This window comes from Corynebacterium sp. NML98-0116, assembly GCF_001767255.1.
Lineage (GTDB): Bacteria > Actinomycetota > Actinomycetes > Mycobacteriales > Mycobacteriaceae > Corynebacterium > Corynebacterium pseudogenitalium.
In genome coordinates this window covers 37441-56029 of sequence record NZ_CP017639.1, presented here as the reverse complement: position 1 = coordinate 56029, position 18589 = coordinate 37441, and the positions used below count along the sequence as shown (strand labels likewise).

General features: G+C 59.0%; 15 protein-coding genes, 1 pseudogene and 1 CRISPR repeat array (1 of these 17 cut by a window edge). All 16 genes and pseudogenes read right to left on the bottom strand.

Going from position 1 to position 18589, the window contains the following annotated elements; all coding sequences use genetic code 11:
- Positions 1-153: 153 nt before the first annotated feature.
- A complete protein-coding gene (locus tag BJP05_RS00230; RefSeq protein WP_070361653.1) occupies positions 154-2106 on the bottom strand; it encodes an ABC transporter ATP-binding protein in 1953 nt (650 codons plus the stop codon).
- Complete coding sequence (locus BJP05_RS00225; protein ID WP_070361652.1) at positions 2106-3833, bottom strand: ABC transporter ATP-binding protein; 1728 nt, start codon at positions 3831-3833, stop codon at positions 2106-2108. The genes BJP05_RS00230 and BJP05_RS00225 overlap by 1 nt, the downstream gene beginning before the upstream one ends.
- A gap of 730 nt (positions 3834-4563) precedes the next feature.
- A complete protein-coding gene (locus tag BJP05_RS11565; protein ID WP_371440797.1) occupies positions 4564-5478 on the bottom strand; it encodes a type IIL restriction-modification enzyme MmeI in 915 nt (304 codons plus the stop codon).
- 93 nt (positions 5479-5571) lie between these two features.
- Positions 5572-5718, bottom strand: a pseudogene (locus BJP05_RS11560) (DNA methyltransferase); the annotation flags it as partial.
- Entirely contained in the window at positions 5715-6224 is a 510-nt protein-coding gene (locus BJP05_RS11555) for a DNA methyltransferase (protein ID WP_371440796.1), read from the bottom strand. The pseudogene BJP05_RS11560 and the gene BJP05_RS11555, both read right to left, overlap by 4 nt.
- Before the next feature lie 8 nt (positions 6225-6232).
- The gene (locus BJP05_RS11550; protein ID WP_371440787.1) at positions 6233-7402 is read right to left on the bottom strand and encodes a type IIL restriction-modification enzyme MmeI; all 1170 of its coding nucleotides are present in this window, start codon (positions 7400-7402) and stop codon (positions 6233-6235) included.
- Positions 7403-7509: 107 nt separating this feature from the next.
- Positions 7510-8973, bottom strand: a complete 1464-nt coding sequence (locus BJP05_RS00215; RefSeq protein ID WP_070361651.1) for an integrase core domain-containing protein — start codon at positions 8971-8973, stop codon at positions 7510-7512.
- Between the two features lie 297 nt (positions 8974-9270).
- Entirely contained in the window at positions 9271-9555 is a 285-nt protein-coding gene (locus BJP05_RS11050; protein WP_145945213.1) for a hypothetical protein, read from the bottom strand.
- The gene (locus BJP05_RS00210) at positions 9552-9926 is read right to left on the bottom strand and encodes a P27 family phage terminase small subunit (protein WP_070361650.1); all 375 of its coding nucleotides are present in this window, start codon (positions 9924-9926) and stop codon (positions 9552-9554) included. The genes BJP05_RS11050 and BJP05_RS00210 overlap by 4 nt, the downstream gene beginning before the upstream one ends.
- Positions 9899-10627 carry a hypothetical protein gene (locus tag BJP05_RS00205; RefSeq protein ID WP_145945212.1) on the bottom strand — a complete coding sequence of 243 codons (729 nt, stop codon included), beginning with the start codon at positions 10625-10627 and terminating at the stop codon, positions 9899-9901. The genes BJP05_RS00210 and BJP05_RS00205 overlap by 28 nt, the downstream gene beginning before the upstream one ends.
- A gap of 487 nt (positions 10628-11114) precedes the next feature.
- Positions 11115-11888 (bottom strand): hypothetical protein, encoded by a 774-nt coding sequence (locus tag BJP05_RS00200; protein ID WP_070361648.1) that lies wholly within the window; start codon positions 11886-11888, stop codon positions 11115-11117.
- 13 nt (positions 11889-11901) lie between these two features.
- Positions 11902-12129: a hypothetical protein gene (locus BJP05_RS00195; RefSeq protein WP_070361647.1), complete on the bottom strand. Its 228-nt coding sequence runs from the start codon at positions 12127-12129 to the stop codon at positions 11902-11904.
- 97 nt (positions 12130-12226) lie between these two features.
- A complete protein-coding gene (locus BJP05_RS00190) occupies positions 12227-12427 on the bottom strand; it encodes a hypothetical protein (protein ID WP_070361646.1) in 201 nt (66 codons plus the stop codon).
- A 504-nt stretch (positions 12428-12931) separates the two neighbouring features.
- A complete protein-coding gene (locus BJP05_RS00185) occupies positions 12932-14521 on the bottom strand; it encodes a bifunctional DNA primase/polymerase (protein ID WP_084028515.1) in 1590 nt (529 codons plus the stop codon).
- A complete protein-coding gene (locus BJP05_RS00175; protein ID WP_070361643.1) occupies positions 14521-14865 on the bottom strand; it encodes a hypothetical protein in 345 nt (114 codons plus the stop codon). The genes BJP05_RS00185 and BJP05_RS00175 overlap by 1 nt, the downstream gene beginning before the upstream one ends.
- Positions 14862-16568, bottom strand: coding sequence for a recombinase family protein (locus BJP05_RS00170; RefSeq protein WP_084028514.1), 1707 nt, complete (start codon positions 16566-16568; stop codon positions 14862-14864). The genes BJP05_RS00175 and BJP05_RS00170 overlap by 4 nt, the downstream gene beginning before the upstream one ends.
- 700 nt (positions 16569-17268) lie before the next feature.
- Positions 17269-18589: direct repeats of the CRISPR family, unit length 28 nt; unit sequence GGCTCATCCCCGCGAGCGCGGGGAGGAC; it runs 2672 nt beyond the window's last position.

The following is an 18589-nucleotide window of genomic DNA, read 5'->3' as shown; positions in this document are numbered from 1 at the left end:
AAAACGGGAATGTGGTGTCTGGGCGGGGGATGTGCGCACCAAATTCCTGGGGTTTCGACAGCCGGGTTTGGAAAAGCCCAGGTCGGCGGGGGACAGGGAGGGAATGTGGTGCGCGCGGGGCCTCCGAGGGGCCTCAGCGGGCCCCCGAGGGGCCTAGTCCTCGGAGAAGCCGGCCTGGTTGAGCTCCCAGTAGGCGCCGCGGCGGGCAAGGAGGGAGGCGTGGTCGCCCTGCTCGACGATGTGGCCGTCCTGCATGACCAGGATGAGGTCGGCGTCGCGGATGGTGGAGAGCCGGTGGGCGATGACGAAGCTGGTGCGGTCGGCCTGGAGGGCGGCCATGGCGTGCTGCACCATCAGCTCGGTGCGGGTGTCCACGCTGGAGGTGGCTTCATCGAGGATGAGCAGGGACGGCTTCGACACGAAGGCGCGCGCAATGGTGATCAGCTGGCGTTCGCCGGCGGAGAGGGCGCCGCCGTCCTGGTCGATGACGGTGTGGTAGCCGTCGGGGAGGGTGTGCACGAAGCGGTCGACAAGGGTGGCTTTGGCGGCGGCGATGACGTCCTCGTCGGTGGCGTCGAGGCGGCCGTAGCGGATGTTTTCAAGGATGGTGCCTTCGAAGAGGGTGGCGTCCTGAAGTACCATGCCGACCTGGCTGCGCAAGTCCTGGCGAGACATCGACTGCGTATCGACGCCATCAAGGAGAATCTGACCCGAGTCAATGTCGTAGAAGCGCATCAACAGGTTGACCAGGGTAGTTTTGCCGGCGCCGGTCGGCCCAACGATGGCGACCTTCTGGCCGGGCTGCACCTCGAGGTTGAGGTCCTGGATGAGGGGAGTGTCGGTGTAGGAGAAGTGGACGTCGATAAATTGGACGTGCCCGGAGGCGCGTTTCGGGCTGGTGTGTGACTCGCGGGGTTCCTCGGGGGCGTCGAGGAATTCGAAGACGCGCTCCGCGGAGGCGACGCCGCTTTGCACCATCTGAGCCATGCCGCCGAGCTCCCCGAGCGGCTGGTTGAACTGGCGAGAGTACTGGATGAACGCCGTCGCCGCGCCGAGCGTCAGCGAGCCGTTCGCGACTTTCAGGCCGCCGAAGACCGCGATGAGGACGTAGGAAAGGTAGGAAATGAACTGCATGATCGGCATCATGAGCCCGGAGAGGAACTGCGCGGAGGCGGAGGCGGTGTAGAGGTCGTGGTTGCGGGCGTCGAAAATTTCTTGGGAGGCGTCCTGGCGGCCGAAGAGCGTGATCACCTCGTGGCCGGAGAAGGACTCCTCGATGTGCCCGTTGAGCTGGCCCGTTGCGCGCCACTGCTGCTTGAAGTGCCGCTGCGACCGCTTGCCGATCACCCCAACCACCAGGCCCGTGAGCGGAATCGAGACGAGGGCGAGGAGGGTGAGCTGCCACGACACCGTAAACATCATCGCCATGATGCCCAACACCATCAACACCGACTGCAACGCCTGCGACAGCGCCTGCTGCAACGTCTGCTGCACATTGTCGACGTCGTTGGTGGTACGCGACAGGATGTCCCCGCGCTGGCCGCGGTCGAAGTAGCTCAGCGGCACCCGGTTCAGCTTCGCCTCCACCTGGGCGCGCAGGCGGTAAATCTCGCGCATGACCATGCGGTTCAGCAAGAAACCCTGCAGCCACATCAGCAGGCTCGCGCCGACGTAGAGCGCCAACACCGCCAAGATCAGCTGGCCGAGGCGCGAGAAATCGACGCCCACACCAGGAGTCACATCCATCCCGGACAGCATGTCCGCGAAGGTGTCCTGGCCGCCCGCGCGCAACCCCTCAATCACCTGCTCCTGGGTCGCACCGGCGGGCAGGTGGGCGCCGATCGCGCCCGAAAAGATGACGTCCATCGCGTGGCCCATCACGCGCGGGGCGTACACATTCAGCCCGACCGACACGCACACCAGCGCCACCACCAGGGCAAACATCGCCTTGTGCGGGGCCAGCAGACCGACCAGCCGCTTCGCCGACGGCCAGAAGTTCTTCGCGGAGCGCGGGGCGCCGCCGAAGTGGCCGTCCATGGAGCCCTCGAGCTTCTGGATTTCCTCGTCGGTGAGTTCGAGGTGGTCCTTGCTTTGATGTGCGGCCATTATTTTGCCTCCACAGTCTGCTGGGAACGGACAATTTGCTGATACGTCGGCGAAGACTGCAGCAGCTCATCGTGGGTGCCGCGGGCCACGATACGGCCGGCGTCGAGAACCAGGATCTGGTCCGCGTCCTGAATAGAGCTGACACGCTGCGCCACCACGATCACCGTCGCGTCCGCGACGTGCTCGGCCAGCGCCTTGCGCAGCCGCGCGTCCGTGGTCATATCGAGGGCCGAGAAGGAGTCGTCGAAGAGGAGGACGCCGCGCCGCTCCACAATCGCGCGCGCGATGCACAGGCGCTGCCGCTGCCCGCCGGACACGTTCGTGCCGCCCTGCGAAATCGGCATCTCCAAATCATCCACGAACGTGGCCTGCGCGATCTCGAGCGCCCGCCACAGCTGCTCATCCGTCGCATCCGGGCTGGCCACACGCAAATTCGACGCCACCGTCCCCGAAAACAAATACGGCTTCTGCGGCACCATCGCCACCGCATCCACCAGCTGCTCACGGCGTAACGACGCCACATCCCGACCACCAAGCAGCACCCGACCGCCCGTCGGCGCGTAGAGGCGCGGAATCAAACCCAACAACGTCGACTTGCCCGAACCCGTCGAGCCGATAATCGCGGTCGTTTCGCCAGGGTTGGCTTCGAAGGAGATGCCGTCCAGCACCGGCTCCTCCGCGCCCGGGTACGTGAAGGTGACGTCCTCGAAGGTGACGGTGCTGTTGGTGGGGTCGCTGGCTGTGCTGGCTGCGCTGGCCGATGGCTCGGTCAGCGACGGCTCGTGCTGCAACACCTCCGTAATACGGGAAGCGCACACCAGGGCACGCGGCAACATCATCGCCATGAACGCGCCCATCATCACCGCCGCGAGGATCTGCAGCAGGTACTGCAAGAACGCCGTCAACGACCCGACCTGCACCTCACCCGCATCCACACGATGGCCACCGAACCAGAGGACAGCCGCAGTCGCCAGGTTCAGGATCAGCATGATCAGCGGGAACATCATCACAAACAAATTGCCGATCCGCAGACTCAACCGCGTGAGGTCGGCATTGGCGGCGTCGAAACGCTCGGACTCGAACTCCTCCCGCGTAAACGCGCGCACCACGCGCACGCCCGCGATCTGCTCGCGCAGCACACCATTAATACGGTCAATCTTCGACTGCATCAAGCGGAACAACGGTAGGAGGAGACCGATCAGCGCCGCCACAACCACCGCCAACACAACGACAGAAACCGCGACCAGCCAACTCATCCCAGGATCCTCCCGAACCGCCATGACCACGCCGCCGACCATCATGATCGGCACCGCCACCATAAAGTTCAAGAACATCAAGAACACCTGCTGGACCTGCTGCACATCATTCGTCCCGCGCGTAATCAACGTCGCCGAACCGAAGTGCGACATGTCCTCCGCCGAGAACCGCGACACCCGACCAAACACCTCCTCGCGGATATCGCGGCCCGTGCCCATCGAGGCCCTCGACCCGAACCACACCGCCGCGCACGCCGCGATCACCTGCACAAACGCCACGGCCAGCATCACGCCGCCGGTGCGCCAGATGAAGGGGACGTCACCTTGGGAGACGCCTTCGTCAATAATTTTTGCGTTCAGGCTAGGCAGGTAGAGCGTCGCCGCAGTCGTGATTGCCTGCAGCAACACCACCGCGAGCATCGCGCCGCGGTACGGGCGCGCGTGCCTGCTGAGGAGCCTTACGAGGTCCATGGGCGGTCCTTTACAGATTGTGGAATTGGAAAGTTTGATTGTAGGCGTCATTTTTGGGGGGACAGGTAGTGATGATGAGTTTGCTCGAGATTTTGTGAACAGAATTGCGTTTTTGCTTGCGCCCCACTTTTCGCTTTCCGACGCCCACTTCGCCCCCACCGCGCCAACCGGGTACCATGGAACGCGGTCAGTCACCATTGCCTGTCACATTGCTTGGCTCTGATGACAGCAACAGCGTGACGACCTCCTTTCGGGTCTGGTGGGGCCCGAACCTAAAGGGCCTGGTGGGGCCCATGGTGGGGCAGCCCGCGCGGTACTTAGGTACGGCGCGGGCTGTTTTGGTTGGGGGGTTGGTTTGCTGACTGCTGACTTTTGACGGCTTCCCCGGTCTGGCAGTCTGGTTGTCTGGTCCGCCCTAGAATTGTTCCCCGGACCTGCAAGTCTCGGGAACTTTCTTCATGGACATGCGTCGCCACCTGGGGAAACTCCAAAGTACACGTTTGATACAAAGAATAGCACAGTTCAACCAGTGCGCTACCTAAGCTGGGAATATGCAGGTCACACCGGGTAAAGAATGAAAGCTACCTACCGGCTCTAGCCGTGGTGGGTGTTCTGGTTGTGGGGGTTGCACTAGCACGGTATGAATGGTGTACACTTTTGCACAGCTCCAGCAGCGCCACCCCCCGGCGGTTGAGCGTCCCCCCGATAAGCTCCCGCCGGGCTGTCTCTTCTACTTGGTTAGAGCGACGTAGTTCGAGAACAGCAGCTCTTGGCGTTGCCTCTCGCTGGTGAGTCGCTTAGAAGCTCCGAAGGCCTTATCGACCTCCCTGTCTAGTGCGTTATGGGCCTTGATTAGCTCCGGTGCCATAGCTAGGGGCTCGTAGTGCTCTGCTAGGGAACGTTCCGGGTGCAGGGCTCGAGCTTCGAGCACGCCCTTACCGGCCTTGATAATCCGCTGGCGCTGATCTTCGGTTAATTCAGGTACTGGGAACGTGTTCCAGGTAAGCGTGTTCGAGAAGCGTAGATCCGACTTTAGACGGCCTCCCACAGCCTTCTGCCAGGCAATGAACATCGAAGACGAAATGAGTGCGAACTGTAACCCGTTCTGGTCTTGTACGTGGTAGGCCAGGTCTGAAACAACCACGTTAGACGGATAGCGCTGTGCAGTGTAGTAACGCCTTGTTTCGCTTACGACCTTCGGAACTGCCAGGTAATCAGTTTCGGGCTGTGACCTTTGGCCGAACAGCTGGGGTGTTTCAGCCATTTGGCGCGTACTTGCTGCCTTGCTTGCGCTCCTAAACTCTCGAACCGCCTGCAAACGGGACGAAAGCAAGCTACTTCTCGACAGATCCGCTGGTTCAAGATCTGTCATCCATAGACACCATCGATCCTTGCCTTGAACAATCTCACGACTCCCAACAAACGGGCGTAGATACTTTCGGGCTACTTCATCCGCGTAGATCGTTTCGTATTCTTCAGGCTCTACAATCAAGTTGCCCCCGTCGCGGGCCATGTTCCCCATCACAGCTACGGCAATCTCTGGCGAAAGAACCTTCCTACTCTTTTCAACCAGTACGTTTATTCCGTCGATCAGGTAGGCGTTTATGCCTGTATCAACCTTGACCGGAACAGGATCTCCGTTCACCTTCGGGTAATCCCACAAGCGCGGTGTAAAGCCGCGTTCTCGAGTAAAACCAACGATCACACAGTGAACGGCTGCCTTGCCTGGTGCCTCGGAGTCCCAGGCAAACGTACGGTGTGCAAAAAGGATCTTCCAGCCACCTGCAAAGATCGGGCCAAACAGTCGTGGGACTTGATCGCCTTGTGAAATCGAGTTGGTTGTTACGAACGCGAACCTTCCAGGTCGGTCTTCATACAGCTTCAAGGCCTGCGCTGCGCATGCCAGCCCGTAACGTAATCGAGACGGGAAATATCTTTCGTCTCCCAAAGACGGCGTAGCTCGTTCGCCTGTTCTTCGGTACGCGTGGCATGACCTAGGAAGGGTGGGTTACCAAAAATGAACGTATCACCCTTAGGAACTGGTAGGTACTCCTTCCAGTCAATCGCTAGGGCGTTGGTGTGCTCGATGTGGGCACTGATATTGATGGGGAGGCGACTAGGAGCCTGGCCTACCCGTTCAGCGAGCTCTTTGTTCGCCTGGTGGTCTACGAGAAACATTGCGGTCTCTGCAATCTTCACGGGCCACCAATTGAGCTCGAAGCCGTAAAACTGGCCAATCGAAAGTTTCTGCTCGAGAGCAATATCCAGGACAAAGTTCGTTTCGCCCTGCCTGCGTCGAAGCTCAACGATAATATCCGTCTCAATCTTACGGAGCTCCCTGTACGCCACGATCAGGAAGTTGCCCGAACCACAAGCAGGGTCGCAATAGATGTTGTGCGCTAGAGCGTCGCGAAACTCTGTGAGCTGGCGTTGGGTGGTGGACTTGTTGCGGATAAGCCGGTCTGCTTCGGCTCGAAGGTCATCCAGGAATAACGGCCTATGGTCTTGAGGATGTTGGTTTCGCTGGTGTAGTGTTCGCCTGCGTGGCGTCGAGCTTCTTTGCTCTTGACCAACTGGAACAGTGAGCCGAAGATGGCGGGGGAAATATCCGCCCAATTGAATCGGCATGCTCGAAGCAGGGCCTCTCTCATGCCAGCATCGAAGTACTGTAGCTTCATCGGTTCCGCAAAAATGGCCCCGTTGACGTATGGAAAACGTGCCATAGAATCAGGCACTCGACGACGCTTGTTTTCCGGGGTGTTCAGCACGTCGAACAGCGCGTTTAGCTGGGCTCCCAGGTTTTCGGGCGTCGTAGACTCTTCTACGAACCGGGTAAACAGGTCTGCCTCCCATAGTCCAGAATCGTCTCCGAACAGTAGGAACAGTAGCCTGGTTAGGTACATCGAAGTCTCTTGTACAGCGAGGTCCTCTTCTTCGGGCGTTCTCGCTGCTTCTTCAGCCACGCCTTCGTCTGCGTCCTCCCCAACCATTGCGGTAAACAGGTCTGCCATGAGCTTAGAAGCCCTAATCGACGCCTCTACCTCTTCGGCCTTGCTGACGGTGTTGTAACCAGCAAGGAACTTGAGTTCGTCAACCCTGCTTGCTGTCTCTGCCAGCTCGAAGGTCGTATCGAACGCATGCTCTGCGTCTCCCAGGCGTATCAGCCTAAAGCTCTCGAAGTTCGTAAGCAGAATGTAGCGGGGCCACTCTGTCTCGAGCACGTCACCACCGTTGAGGTAGTCGAGAACCTGCTGGTAGGCAACCTCAAGATCTATTCCAGGCCGTTTCGCTTCACCAATGACTACGCCGGGGTAAAACAGGTCAATCCTGCCACGGCCTCCTGTTGAGGCGCGCTTAACGTTGCGTTCGAACAGGTTGAACCGCTCGCTCTGAATACCGAAGCACCGGAACAGGTCAATCCAGAATCGTTGTGCGCTCTGCTGCTCTTCGCCGCTTAATCCTTGCTCTTTCCACTCTTCGAGCTCTCCAATCCAGTGGTTCTGAAAACTCTGGAGCTTGCGAACCATCGTGTCTCGGTCTGGTCTTGTGTTCAGGTGCGGTACAGACATACCTCAAACACTAGCCCGAACATGCTATGTCCATAGGGTTTTTGGACACGGAGTCCGGTGTCTTTTTGGACACGGAATCCATGGTGTTCTTGGGCACTTCTAGCGGCTTACGGTTGCAGCCTGCGTTTCGGCCGGGGCTTGGATAATTTCGGGTTCATCCGCGGTGGTTGGCGATGTTTCATTCCTTCGACGAGGTTAATGTTGATCTGACCACCTGGCGGCCTGTGGCTCAACGTGATCGGAAGGGGCACGCTGAAGAGGAATTCACCATCATGGGCCGTGTAGAACTCCGCAACATTATCGACTGCGACTGTCGAGTAGAGCCGACGGTTTTTAAACCTCAGACCAATGTAGAGCCCGAAACCGCATACGCGTACAACGCCGTCTTTGCTCACGCAGAGCTGGTCTGGGATGCCCCAATGGTTTGTTGATTGTGGCGTCGGCGCCGTTAGTGTGGAGGTGTCGGTGGGAGGTATGCCTTGCTGAGCTGCCATGTCATCGGTGTTGGCCTCGTGTGAAGTTGCCGCTTCCACGGGGCCGTTTGGCATTTTGGATATAGCTTGAGGATTGTGTGCTTGGTTATAGGCAACTACGCGGGCCCAGATTTGATCAGGATCGAGTGGATGCGTAGGCGACGGTGCCTTGGGGAAGGTATCGAAAGCCTGGCGTGGTGTGATATGCATCTTGCCGACCAGCAGTGATTGGTGCCGTCGTTGTTCGTTGTATACCTGGCGATATTCGGCCAGATAGGTGTTGACCTCAGCAAGGCTTGCTGGGTGGCGTGCATCGAGGAACTGGGTCAACGTACGGTGAGATCGCTCGTCTTTTCCCTGGGTTGTCGGTGCGAAACCAGCAATAGCAAGTACGCCTTGGCTGGCGAGCCAAGTTTCAGTAGCAGAGAGAAAACCCCGGTGGTAGGTGGCGAACGCATCGCCATTGTCAGAAAGGATTTCTTGGGGTTTGCCGTAGGCGGCGAACGCTGCGGCCAGCGTAGCGCGCGCATCAGTACCGTTTTCCGGTAGAGCGAATGCTGTGGTTCCGACATCAAATCTGCTGGCATCATCGATGATCTGGTAAATCGTGACATGCGTGTGGGCATGGTCGAAGAGGCGATAGACCAGTCCATCGATTTGCCAGAGTTCACCGACGAAATCACGGGCGAAGCGCTTATAGGAACTCCGCGGCCGTTTGCGGGCATTGGCATCAACAAATCCCAGCTCATACAGCCACGAGGCGATTGTGGACCGCGATGGGGTGCGATCTGCACCGACAGAGTCGAACAAGAAGTAGTAGATCGACCAAGGGCCATAATCCAAGCCTTGTTCCATCAACTGTTGCCTGGCGTGAATGACTGCGATTTTGTCGGCCTCGTCAAATTTCTTCATCGGATTCTTCGGGGCAGTCGAATCCGGCACGATACCTGCTCGGCCTTTCTGCGCTATCCGGTTTTTGATGTTGTGGTACGTCTGTCGCGAGATCCCCAATTCTTTGCAAAACTGTGTGACCGTCTTGCCGTCACGAACGGGATCGAAATCTGCGACCTTTCTACGTTTATGCAATGGAATAGCCATCCGGCTATTCCACCGCCGTAACCGTCCAAAAAGCCACTAGACATCCCGTCCAAAAACATCCTGGACTCCGTGTCCAAAAAGTCCCTAGACATCACAACACTAGCCCGAACAACGAGCTAGGGAGGGCAAACCATGCTCCCTACAGGCCCGGTGGCGAAACGTAGCGAGCACCGTAAACGCTGGGGCTCCAGAGCTGCTAACCTTCGGCTTGATCCGGTACAGCTCGTAGAGCACCTCGAAGCACCCTTCCAAGGCCTTCGAGCACCGTCAAGAAGGCCAGCTCTGGTATCGGTGTTCCTACTGTTCACGCATGACTAGGCGGTACCAATCTGCCAGCGATACGCCAGCGAGCCGGGCTACCTCGAGCCCGAACGAGCGCGTAGCGTGGGGTACTTCGGCCTCTACCTCTGCGAGCAACTCTGCAAAAAACAGCTCGTAACGGCCTGTAGCCCCCGGTAGAGCCATTCCAGTACCAGCCTCGAGCGCTGGGGCTGCTGGGAGCTGCTGTAGCGCTGGTTCTCGGAGTAGCTGCGCTACTGCTTCGGGCGTGCTGGTTACCGCCCTTCCTCGGCGTACAGTCACTTGCCACCCCCTCGGTTCCAGCGCGCGTTAGCTGCCTTCGTCGCTGCTTGCTGCCTGGTTTTGGCCTTGACTGCTGCTTCTTCGTCTGAATCTGGTAGCCCCAGCGACTTGATTAGCGTGTTCAGCGTGCTGGTTTGCTGGCGTATCTCTTGAATGAACGGGTGGATAACGAGCTGGCCCATCGAGCCGGTGGCTGTCATCGGCGCGTTCGAGGTGGCTTCTTCGAGCTTGGCTATCTGGTCTGCCGTCCTGCAAGCTCTCTCGAGAATCACTAGCTTGCCTGGTTCGCCTGCAAAGTCGAACTCGTTGTGCATCGAGTCCCATAGGTGTTTGCCAGCAGTGTTCAGCCCTTCTGGTTGGTTGGTTTGCATACCTTCTCCCTAATGTTTCGTAGTCCGTGGTGTGGAGCGAGTCCGCGCTTGTGGTGGGTGTTTTCCTCGACGGTGCAGGGGAATAGGTTCTCGAGCACATGCCCCATCGTTCCCGAACGCCCCAGTGGGTCGAGGTGGTCCAGCGAACAGTTCTCCGGTGTCAACGGCGTACCCGTGTAGTAGGACTTCGAAGGATCAATACCGACCGACTCCCAGTAATTCAGCAGTTGCTCCGGGGTAATGCGTACAGCAGGCGCTCCCATGCGAACAGCGCGCTGGTATCCGTTACCTAACCGAACAGCCCAGGGGTTAGCTCTCTTCCAGCGAGCACTCGCTTTACGGTCTCGTGCTCGCACTTGCTCGAGGTTCTCCTTGCGGTAATCCCCGTAACGGTTGGCTGCGCATGTCTTGCACTGGTAGTTCTGGCTCCCGTTCTTCAAGGTTGAGAATGCCTCTAGGTCCTTCACCACGGTGCAGCTTGGACACCTTTTCACGCCAGCTTCTCGTAGTGCTTGGTGGTGCTCTTGGGGTAGCTTCTGCGCCTGCTGGAACTCGAGCCAGCGGTTTACTAGGTGCGTGAACTGCGCCGGTGTCTGTGCTTCGGCGTAGTAGGCGCGTGCTTGCTGCCTGCGCTGCTGGCACTCGAGCCGGGCTCGCTGCTTCTTAGTGAGTACCGGGGGCTCTGGTAGGGTCGTAGTCATCTGCTTTCCTTCGGGTGAGTCAAAAAATAGGTTGTTAGAACGCATCGAGGCTCTTGGACGGATTGACCCCCGGTCTTTCATGCGGGGGCGGGGGTATACCCCCAGGGGTGCATAAACAGGCGATAACCTGGGGTTTTGCACGTTTGCCGCCACGAACAGCGGGGGTAGCTGGTTGCGGTCGTGTCCAGGGTGTGCATGCGTTCCCTGTACGCCAGTCTGGAGGGCTGGTTTAGAGCGGGGGAACGTAGTGCCAGCCAACCTAGCGAGCGAGCGCTACGCCCTCCCACGCCCCGTGCACCCCTAGTACCCCAACCCCTACGCCGGGGCCGTACACCGGGGGCGTACGCCGGGGTGTGGAGGGAGTGCACCCCTACCTAGCGGGCTCCCGGTAGGTGCCCCAGGCCCCTGCTACCCCTGTACCCGGTAGCGGGTACCCGGTGCTAGGTGCCCGGTACGCCGGGGCCTGCCTACAGCCCCTGCTTGGGTGCTAGTAAGCCGGTGCTCGAAGGCGAAGTTCGCGTGCTTCGGTGTCTGAAAGCTGCTGGCGCTGGGCTTCGAACTGTGTCACAGCTTTACGAACCTTCGAGGGCAGCGACAACCGGAGCGGTACGCCGTCCTTCACTGCCTTGAGACGAACAGGGTTAACGGCTCGGAGTGCATTATCCGTGCATGTGCCGTCAGCGGTCTGAATCGAAACGTAGTGCTCGAGCGCCTGGGGCTCGAGAACGAGCAGCTCGGTCGAAAGACTTGGTGGGTAGTTCTCGCTATTCACCACCTTGCCTAGCTCGAACATCCAGGTCTTGGCCTGGTCGAGCACGGCGTTCGCCTGCTTAGCTCGAGTGTAGGCGTCGAAACGAACTGGTTCCCACTCGAGAAGGTCTTTGGAGTCAAACTCGCGCGGTAGCTCTGCTACAGCTTCGGTATACTGGTTTGCTGCTGCTTCGAAGGTCTTTTGAATTGCTTTGAGGTATGCGCCGGTGTGGTCTTCCATCTCTCGAGCAAGTGCGTTAGCAATCTTGGTACGAGCTTGGTTGCGGACCTCTCGAAGTTCATCGCTGTTCATAACGCGGTAGCGCACTTGCTCTTGAACAACGTCAACAACCTTGGTGGGATCTTCGACCCCCTCCCAGGAAGGTGCTTGCTTTCCAATCTCTTCGAGGGCCTGGGCTGCGTCGAGCAAGTCTTGAACGGGCTTGGGGTGCTTTTCTCCTAGCTTGTGTACAGCGTGAATTACAAGGTCTGGAGTCGTGCAGTAGGACATAAGGGTTCTCTTTCTAGTAGTGGTTGGTGGTGAACTCTGGTTCGTTCCCGCTAAACAGGAACTCGAGTTTTGCCACGGTGTCGCTGGTTCGTGGTGTGCGCACCCGTACTTCTGGGTCCGTCATGGTGCCTGCGGGTTCTTCCAGTGATGCGAGCGCGCGTGCGAGCTGGTGCGCTGGGCGTTGCATGAGTTGATCGGCAACGAACTGCGTTACAGCAGTGCCGTTGAGTGGTAGTGGCATAAGCCTTCCTTTCTGCTTGTGTTGTTGCTGTGACCTGGGCAAACAGCTAGCCGGCTCCCTTTTGCAAGGCGTGACTGCCTCGAGCGTTAACGCTGTGCTATTCCTGCTGGGGCGTGGTCAGTGCGAGTGCTCGAGCTACGAGCTCGGCGTTTCTGCTTGTGGTGAGCTGATCGCGGTTGAGCCCTAGTTCTGCTGCCACGTCGTCGAGCCACTGGCGGTAGTGCGCTTGTTTTCGGCGGTAGCGCCGGTTAGCTTCCTGCTGTTGGTCTGGAGTGCTGCCGTTCGAGTATCGGTACATCGCTAGGCATCCCCTAACTGTTATGTCTTTGATTCAAGAAGAACGCCCCCTACTCCCGAAGGAGCTGGGGGCGTACTGGAGCTTGGAAGGGTAGTTAAGGTTCCGGTACCTGTTCTCGAGCTTCGGCGGTGTGGTTGTTTCCGAAGGAGAGCAAGGCAACCGGGTGTGCGAAACACCCTTCATAATTGATATACGTGTGAGTGTTTCGCCACACCCCCTGAAGGGGGTGTTGACTTGGAGGTGGTAGAGAGAATGCCACCCACTACCAGGAGGTACCCTTCACTTAGTATATACGTGTCACTTTGTCAAGCCACCCCATTCCGGGGTTGGTACCCCGCTGCTAGGTCCGTGCTGTGTGTCCACCGGGTGTAGACGCACTGAACGTTCAGGCGTGGCACCGGCTCTAGGTGGTCCAGCTGCCTCGCTGACAGACTTCCAGAGCACGGGTGGACGAACAACCTAGCTACGGACGTTCAGCACCTCGTACGAGCTTGTAGAGCGCCGTTACACTGGCGCTGTCTCTTCGAGCTCCCGGCGTCGGTAGGCGTCCTCGAGACGCTGCTGGTTCTCGAGCCTGCGTTCGTTGCGGAACGCCTCTAGTCTTCGGTGGTCACTCTCAATGCCAGCCCGAACACTGGCGTAGGTCTCGCTGGCCTGTTCTCGTAGCGTGGCAACCACGCTCGAGGCGGTGGGGGCCACCTCGAGCACCCCGGCGTTCTCGACGATCAGCCCGTGCTCTTGGAGCGAGCGCACTGTTTCCGAAACAGTCGCCTTGCTTGCCCCAGAACGAGCAACCAGGCTCGAGCGGACGTTTACCCCGGCGTCAACGAGGTCGAACAGGTGGGCGTGGCGGGCTCGCAAGCCCGGCGCTCTCCAAACCTCATCAACCGGGTGCAAGAAGCTGGTTGCTTCTTGCGACTGGAAGGGTGAGTAACCACCACCTGTAGAACTCCCCCTACTAGGGGAGTTCCCCTTAATTAATAGACGTACAAGTTCCGAACTCGTAAGCGCTACGAGCGAGTGTTTGGGCATCCAGTACAGCCAACCAGCACTACTCAACCGCTCCAGCGACTCTCGAACACTGGAAGGCTTAATACCTACCCGGTTAGCGAGCGTCTCTGCTGGGTATGAAACAACCAGCTCGTTAACGCGGCTGGCGCGCTCCAAAACTGCCAGCAGCACGCGCCTATCGTTGGGAGCTGAACGCCCCTTCCAGGCACCGTAGCGGGCTGCGCGCTCGAGCTTGAGTAGCACTCGAGCACGGGTAGGGGAATACCGTGCTCCAGTGTTCGACGGATCAGCTTCGGCAGTGTAGGACGCCACCGCGCTAGATACGCGCGCCCTAATCTCTGCTTCGGAGTCGGTAGCGCTAGGCCATGCTGCCTCGAGCTCCAGTGCCCCGCGCTCGACGCCTAGCAATTGCAGTACCGGGAACGCTACTTCCAGAAACTTCTCGTTGGTCTTGCCAGCCTCGTACTTGCCAAAACTCTTAAGCAGCTCGAAGGCTCGAGCTTCCCGTTCCTGTTGAGTAAGACTCAATCCGGTTACAGGGGTTGGGTGTTCGAGCTGCTGCCAATCAGCAACCAGCACGGCGTACAGGTCTGCTGGGAGCTCTGCTACTGGTTCGTCCCGAAGCACCGTGTAGGTGACTCCGTTCACGCTGCTGCCGTACATCATGTAGCGGGCTGGTACTTCAACTCCAGGAACCAGTGTGACACTCGAGTCACCGGCGCGTACAGGGAGCTTTCCAGGCCAGCGGTACACGTAGTGACAACAACCTTTGGTTGCCGTTGATACAACCAGGGTAGGACTGTCGAGCACGCCTGGGAACGCTCGTTGCAATTCGAGCTCGCTGGCCCCGTTCTTGGCGTCGAAGTCAACGACTACCAGCCCGCCGGTTCCGTTGATACCGGCGCGGTTTACTGCTTCGGTCGGATCAACGGCGGGGCTACCTTGCACAATCTCTTTTGTTCCAGGTTTGCAGCGTACAGCGCGAACACCGCTAAACACCGTATCCAGGCACACCAACCTGCTACCTCCTTCCTGCTGCTTGTCCTGCTTGTTACTTACTGCCAGCCTGTAGAAGCTGGCCACTAATCCATACGCCGTACTGCGGGGTGAGGACTGGCAACCAGAGCTCCGCCCACCTCGAGAAGCAACCCATCCTCGAGCATCTGCTGAACCAGCACCTCGAGCGGAACGCCGTACTCGCTGGCGACGTCCTGCATGCGGATAAAACCAGACTCTTCGAGCACATCGACGGGAACCACCCCGGCGCTACCCCAGGCCTCGAGTAGCAACTGGCCATACTGGAGCGCTAACCGAAGGCCCCAACCATTCTCGAGAATGCAATCATCAAGCTGCGCTGTTCTTGGTGTTCGTTCATCACGAACCACCAACACCCCGGCGTTATCGCTCAACCAGTGCGAAACAATCACTTCTCTTCCTCCCTCTGTTCGAAGGAAGCATCGCCGTTGTGCAGGTGCATCGTAACGCTGGAAGGGACTTCCTTAAGGGCCTCCGAGAGTCGCTCGGCTGGTTCGCTGGGAGTCAGCGTACTCATTACACCCTCGAAGTCTTCGAAGCTGATTCGAACGCTCGGGTTGATACCACGCTGGTTAGGGCCTGCGTGCTCAAACTCTGCACGAACGCCACACTCGACTAGGTAGGCGTTGCGCTCCTTGACACTGGCGTTCTCCCACCATTCCCTAATGGTTTGGCCTGTAGGCTCCCAGATCCAACCAGACGGGGTAGTTTCTACTGCTTCGAGCTCGTCAAGTCGCGCCTGTATCTGGTCAATCTGGTGCGAAAGACTGTTAAACGCTGCTGAACCGGGGCGCTGGCGAGCGAGAACGCCTGCTACAGAGTTCATGCTTTCGTTCAGCTCTTCGATCTCGTTGGATGTGTCTGTTCCCTCGTGCCACACACGGACGGTACGAACACTGTCTCCAAACACTCCCAGAAATGCGGTTGTTACGACATCCTCTATCCAGTCAGCCTGTGTCGAAATCTGCTTGGGGCTGCACTCCCTACGGCCCCCGCGCTGGTGGCTCATAGAGCTACACCTGTAGTAGCTGGCATATTTACCATCTGAACGGTGCAGTAGGTACGCCTTGTCTCCACAGCATCCGCAAAACAGCACATTTAGTAGAAGCGAGCTGCTGCGAGAGCTCTTGGGTGTCTTGACAGAACGGGCATCGAGCACTTTCTGAACGGCGTCAAAATCCTCTTTCGAAATAACGGGTTCGGCACGCCGTAAAGGGCGGTTATCAGGCCCTAGAAGGATACGACCTTTCTCGTAGGTGCGGTTGCCGTACTTGTCACGAACCGGCCTGCCGTGAGCGTCTTGTACCCCTTCAGCGATAGTTACCAGCCCTAGTAGCGTTGGGTTCCGAAGCTGCCTTGTTAGCGGAGTAGTTGACCATGAATACCCCTTCATAGGGCGTCCATGCCTAGCGTTGTTGAGGTCTCTAACGGTTGGGACTCCCTCCGCGTTCAACTCTCTGGTTATAGCCTTGAGCGACTTGTTTTCGTGCAGGAGCGCGTGGACAACTCGGTTAATGACTTTGACCTGTTGCGGATCAGGCTCGAGCATCCATTCTCCCTGTTCGTTCTTCACCGGGCGGTAGCCCCAGGGGGGTACACCTCCCGCGTACTGGCCTGCTGTGATCCTGTGTTGCTGATCGGCGTGGATACGTTCGCGGATGGCCTCGAGTTCGAGTTCTGCGAACGCACCAACCATCGAAATCATGAGTTTGCCTTCGGGCTTGGTGGTATCGAACATCTGCTCCGTGGCTGAAACTAGCGTTACCCCGTGCTCGCCAGCCCAGATTAGAAGCTCCCAGAGCTGTGTGACTGAACGAACCAGGCGATCCATACGCCAGAAAACGAGAACGTCAAACTCGTCGGTACGTCCAGGGTCTGCCTTGCTCTTGCCGATCCACTCTCTTAGGCCTTCGCGCTGCCACGGGTTACGACGTCCAGCAGAGACGTTGACGTCCTTAGCGACACCTACCACCTGCCAGCCTTCGGCCTTGCACTTCTCCCGACAATCCTTCTCTTGCCGTTCAATAGAAGTTGAGTTCTCTGTTTCGCGCGATAGCCTGGTTACAATAACCGCTCTAACTGGTCTTTTAGACATGCTTCTACCTCCGTGCTCCTAGGCAATAATACTTGTATCAAACATGTCTTTGGGCGAACTAGAGTGTTAGTCGACGGGAGTGGGCCTAAAACCCAAAATGGTTCCCGGGCGCAGAACTGAACTTTTTTGTTGGGTCGCGAAGCGGTGGTTCGCGTTGGATATGACACGGAAAGGCCATATACTGGGACAAGTGAAACGGGAAAACGCCCGTACAATACAGGTCACGGGCCCTCACTTTCGTGAGGGCCCGCCCTTTTTGTTGGGGTGGCCGGGTCATGGCCGGATATTCTCGGGAGTATCGATCAGGGTCGACCTGCAACAAACGAATTCGATCCGAGGAGAGGCCGTCGGTCGCTCGTGGCCAATTAGGCAGCGGGGCCCTCCTTCGATGAGGCGTGCTGGCTGAATTCTCACAACAAATGGCTTGCTACGGCAGAAAATGTATGAATCCTATAACTGCCAAAAGAGCAAGCGACCGCACCAGCACGGGGAACACCCTTGAAAACGTATTGCGTTGAGGTTCAACAAGCTCATACCCCGCAAGCACATGGAACGCTAAAGGTCTCACGGTTCTGATCGCGCCAATTAGCCAGAACCGCGACGTACCTCGTCACAATGTCTCAGAAAAGAACACACTATGTGGCTCCCCCACCCGCTCGGGGTGCACGGCACGCCAGGCATCCCGATCCAAACCGTGCTGGGCTCATCCCCGCAGGCGCGGGGAGGACGGAAACTTAAGCCCTACCGCCCATCAGACCAGAGGCTCATCCCCGCAGGCGCGGGGAGGATATTTGGGCCCGCCCACTCGATACCGGCGAGGGCGGCTCATCCCCGCAGGCGCGGGGAGGACCGCACCTGGTACCAGTTCGGGGCGGGGTTGATGGGCTCATCCCCGCAGGCGCGGGGAGGACTCTGCTGTTGGGTATGCGTCAATTCCGGTGACGGGCTCATCCCCGCGAGCGCGGGGAGGACATCTTTTCGGCATACCGGCCAGGAAACGCCGCCGGCTCATCCCCGCAGGCGCGGGGAGGACTGGTCAATCCATGTGTTCAGAGCTGCACGACGCGGCTCATCCCCGCGAGCGCGGGGAGGACAAAGCGAATTTCGCGACGGTGGAACCGCACAACGGCTCATCCCCGCGAGCGCGGGGAGGACTTCGTATCACCCGAACCCGGCGCGTAGTTATTGGGCTCATCCCCGCGAGCGCGGGGAGGACTTGGCAGACGCTTTAGTTGCTGTTGTCAATTAGGGCTCATCCCCGCGAGCGCGGGGAGGACAAAAAGGCCGGGGCTGACGCAGAACTGGACGCGGGCTCATCCCCGCGAGCGCGGGGAGGACCGCTCTGCATTAAGCCACAGGGACACTGTTTTGGGCTCATCCCCGCGAGCGCGGGGAGGACTCATGAAATGAAAACGTTGCCGTTGCGCTGGCGGGCTCATCCCCGCGAGCGCGGGGAGGACTTGAGCTGGTCAGCCAGGTCACGCGACGACCTGGGCTCATCCCCGCGAGCGCGGGGAGGACGGGTCAGCGATAGCCTCCTCGAGGGTGTAGGCCGGCTCATCCCCGCGAGCGCGGGGAGGACCGTGCTCAGCACGCACTTTCATTGCGTGAATCCGGCTCATCCCCGCGAGCGCGGGGAGGACGAGACGAAGAAGTCGAATGCGGCGGCGATTGAGGGCTCATCCCCGCGAGCGCGGGGAGGACAGCCCCCCTGCAACTGAACGCGCGTCGGATATGGGCTCATCCCCGCGAGCGCGGGGAGGACCGTGCTCAGCACGCACTTTCATTGCGTGAATCCGGCTCATCCCCGCGAGCGCGGGGAGGACTTCTCATCGTGGGGTGTATATCGAGCAGGGTGGGGCTCATCCCCGCGAGCGCGGGGATGACTTTCTGGGTGTGGTTTCATGCTTCCTCCATGTGGGCTCCTCCCCGCGAGCGCGGGGAGGACGCGATTGACAAGGCCACGAAGCTGGCTGCGACGGGCTCATCCCCGCGAGCGCGGGGAGGACGACCTGGTGGGG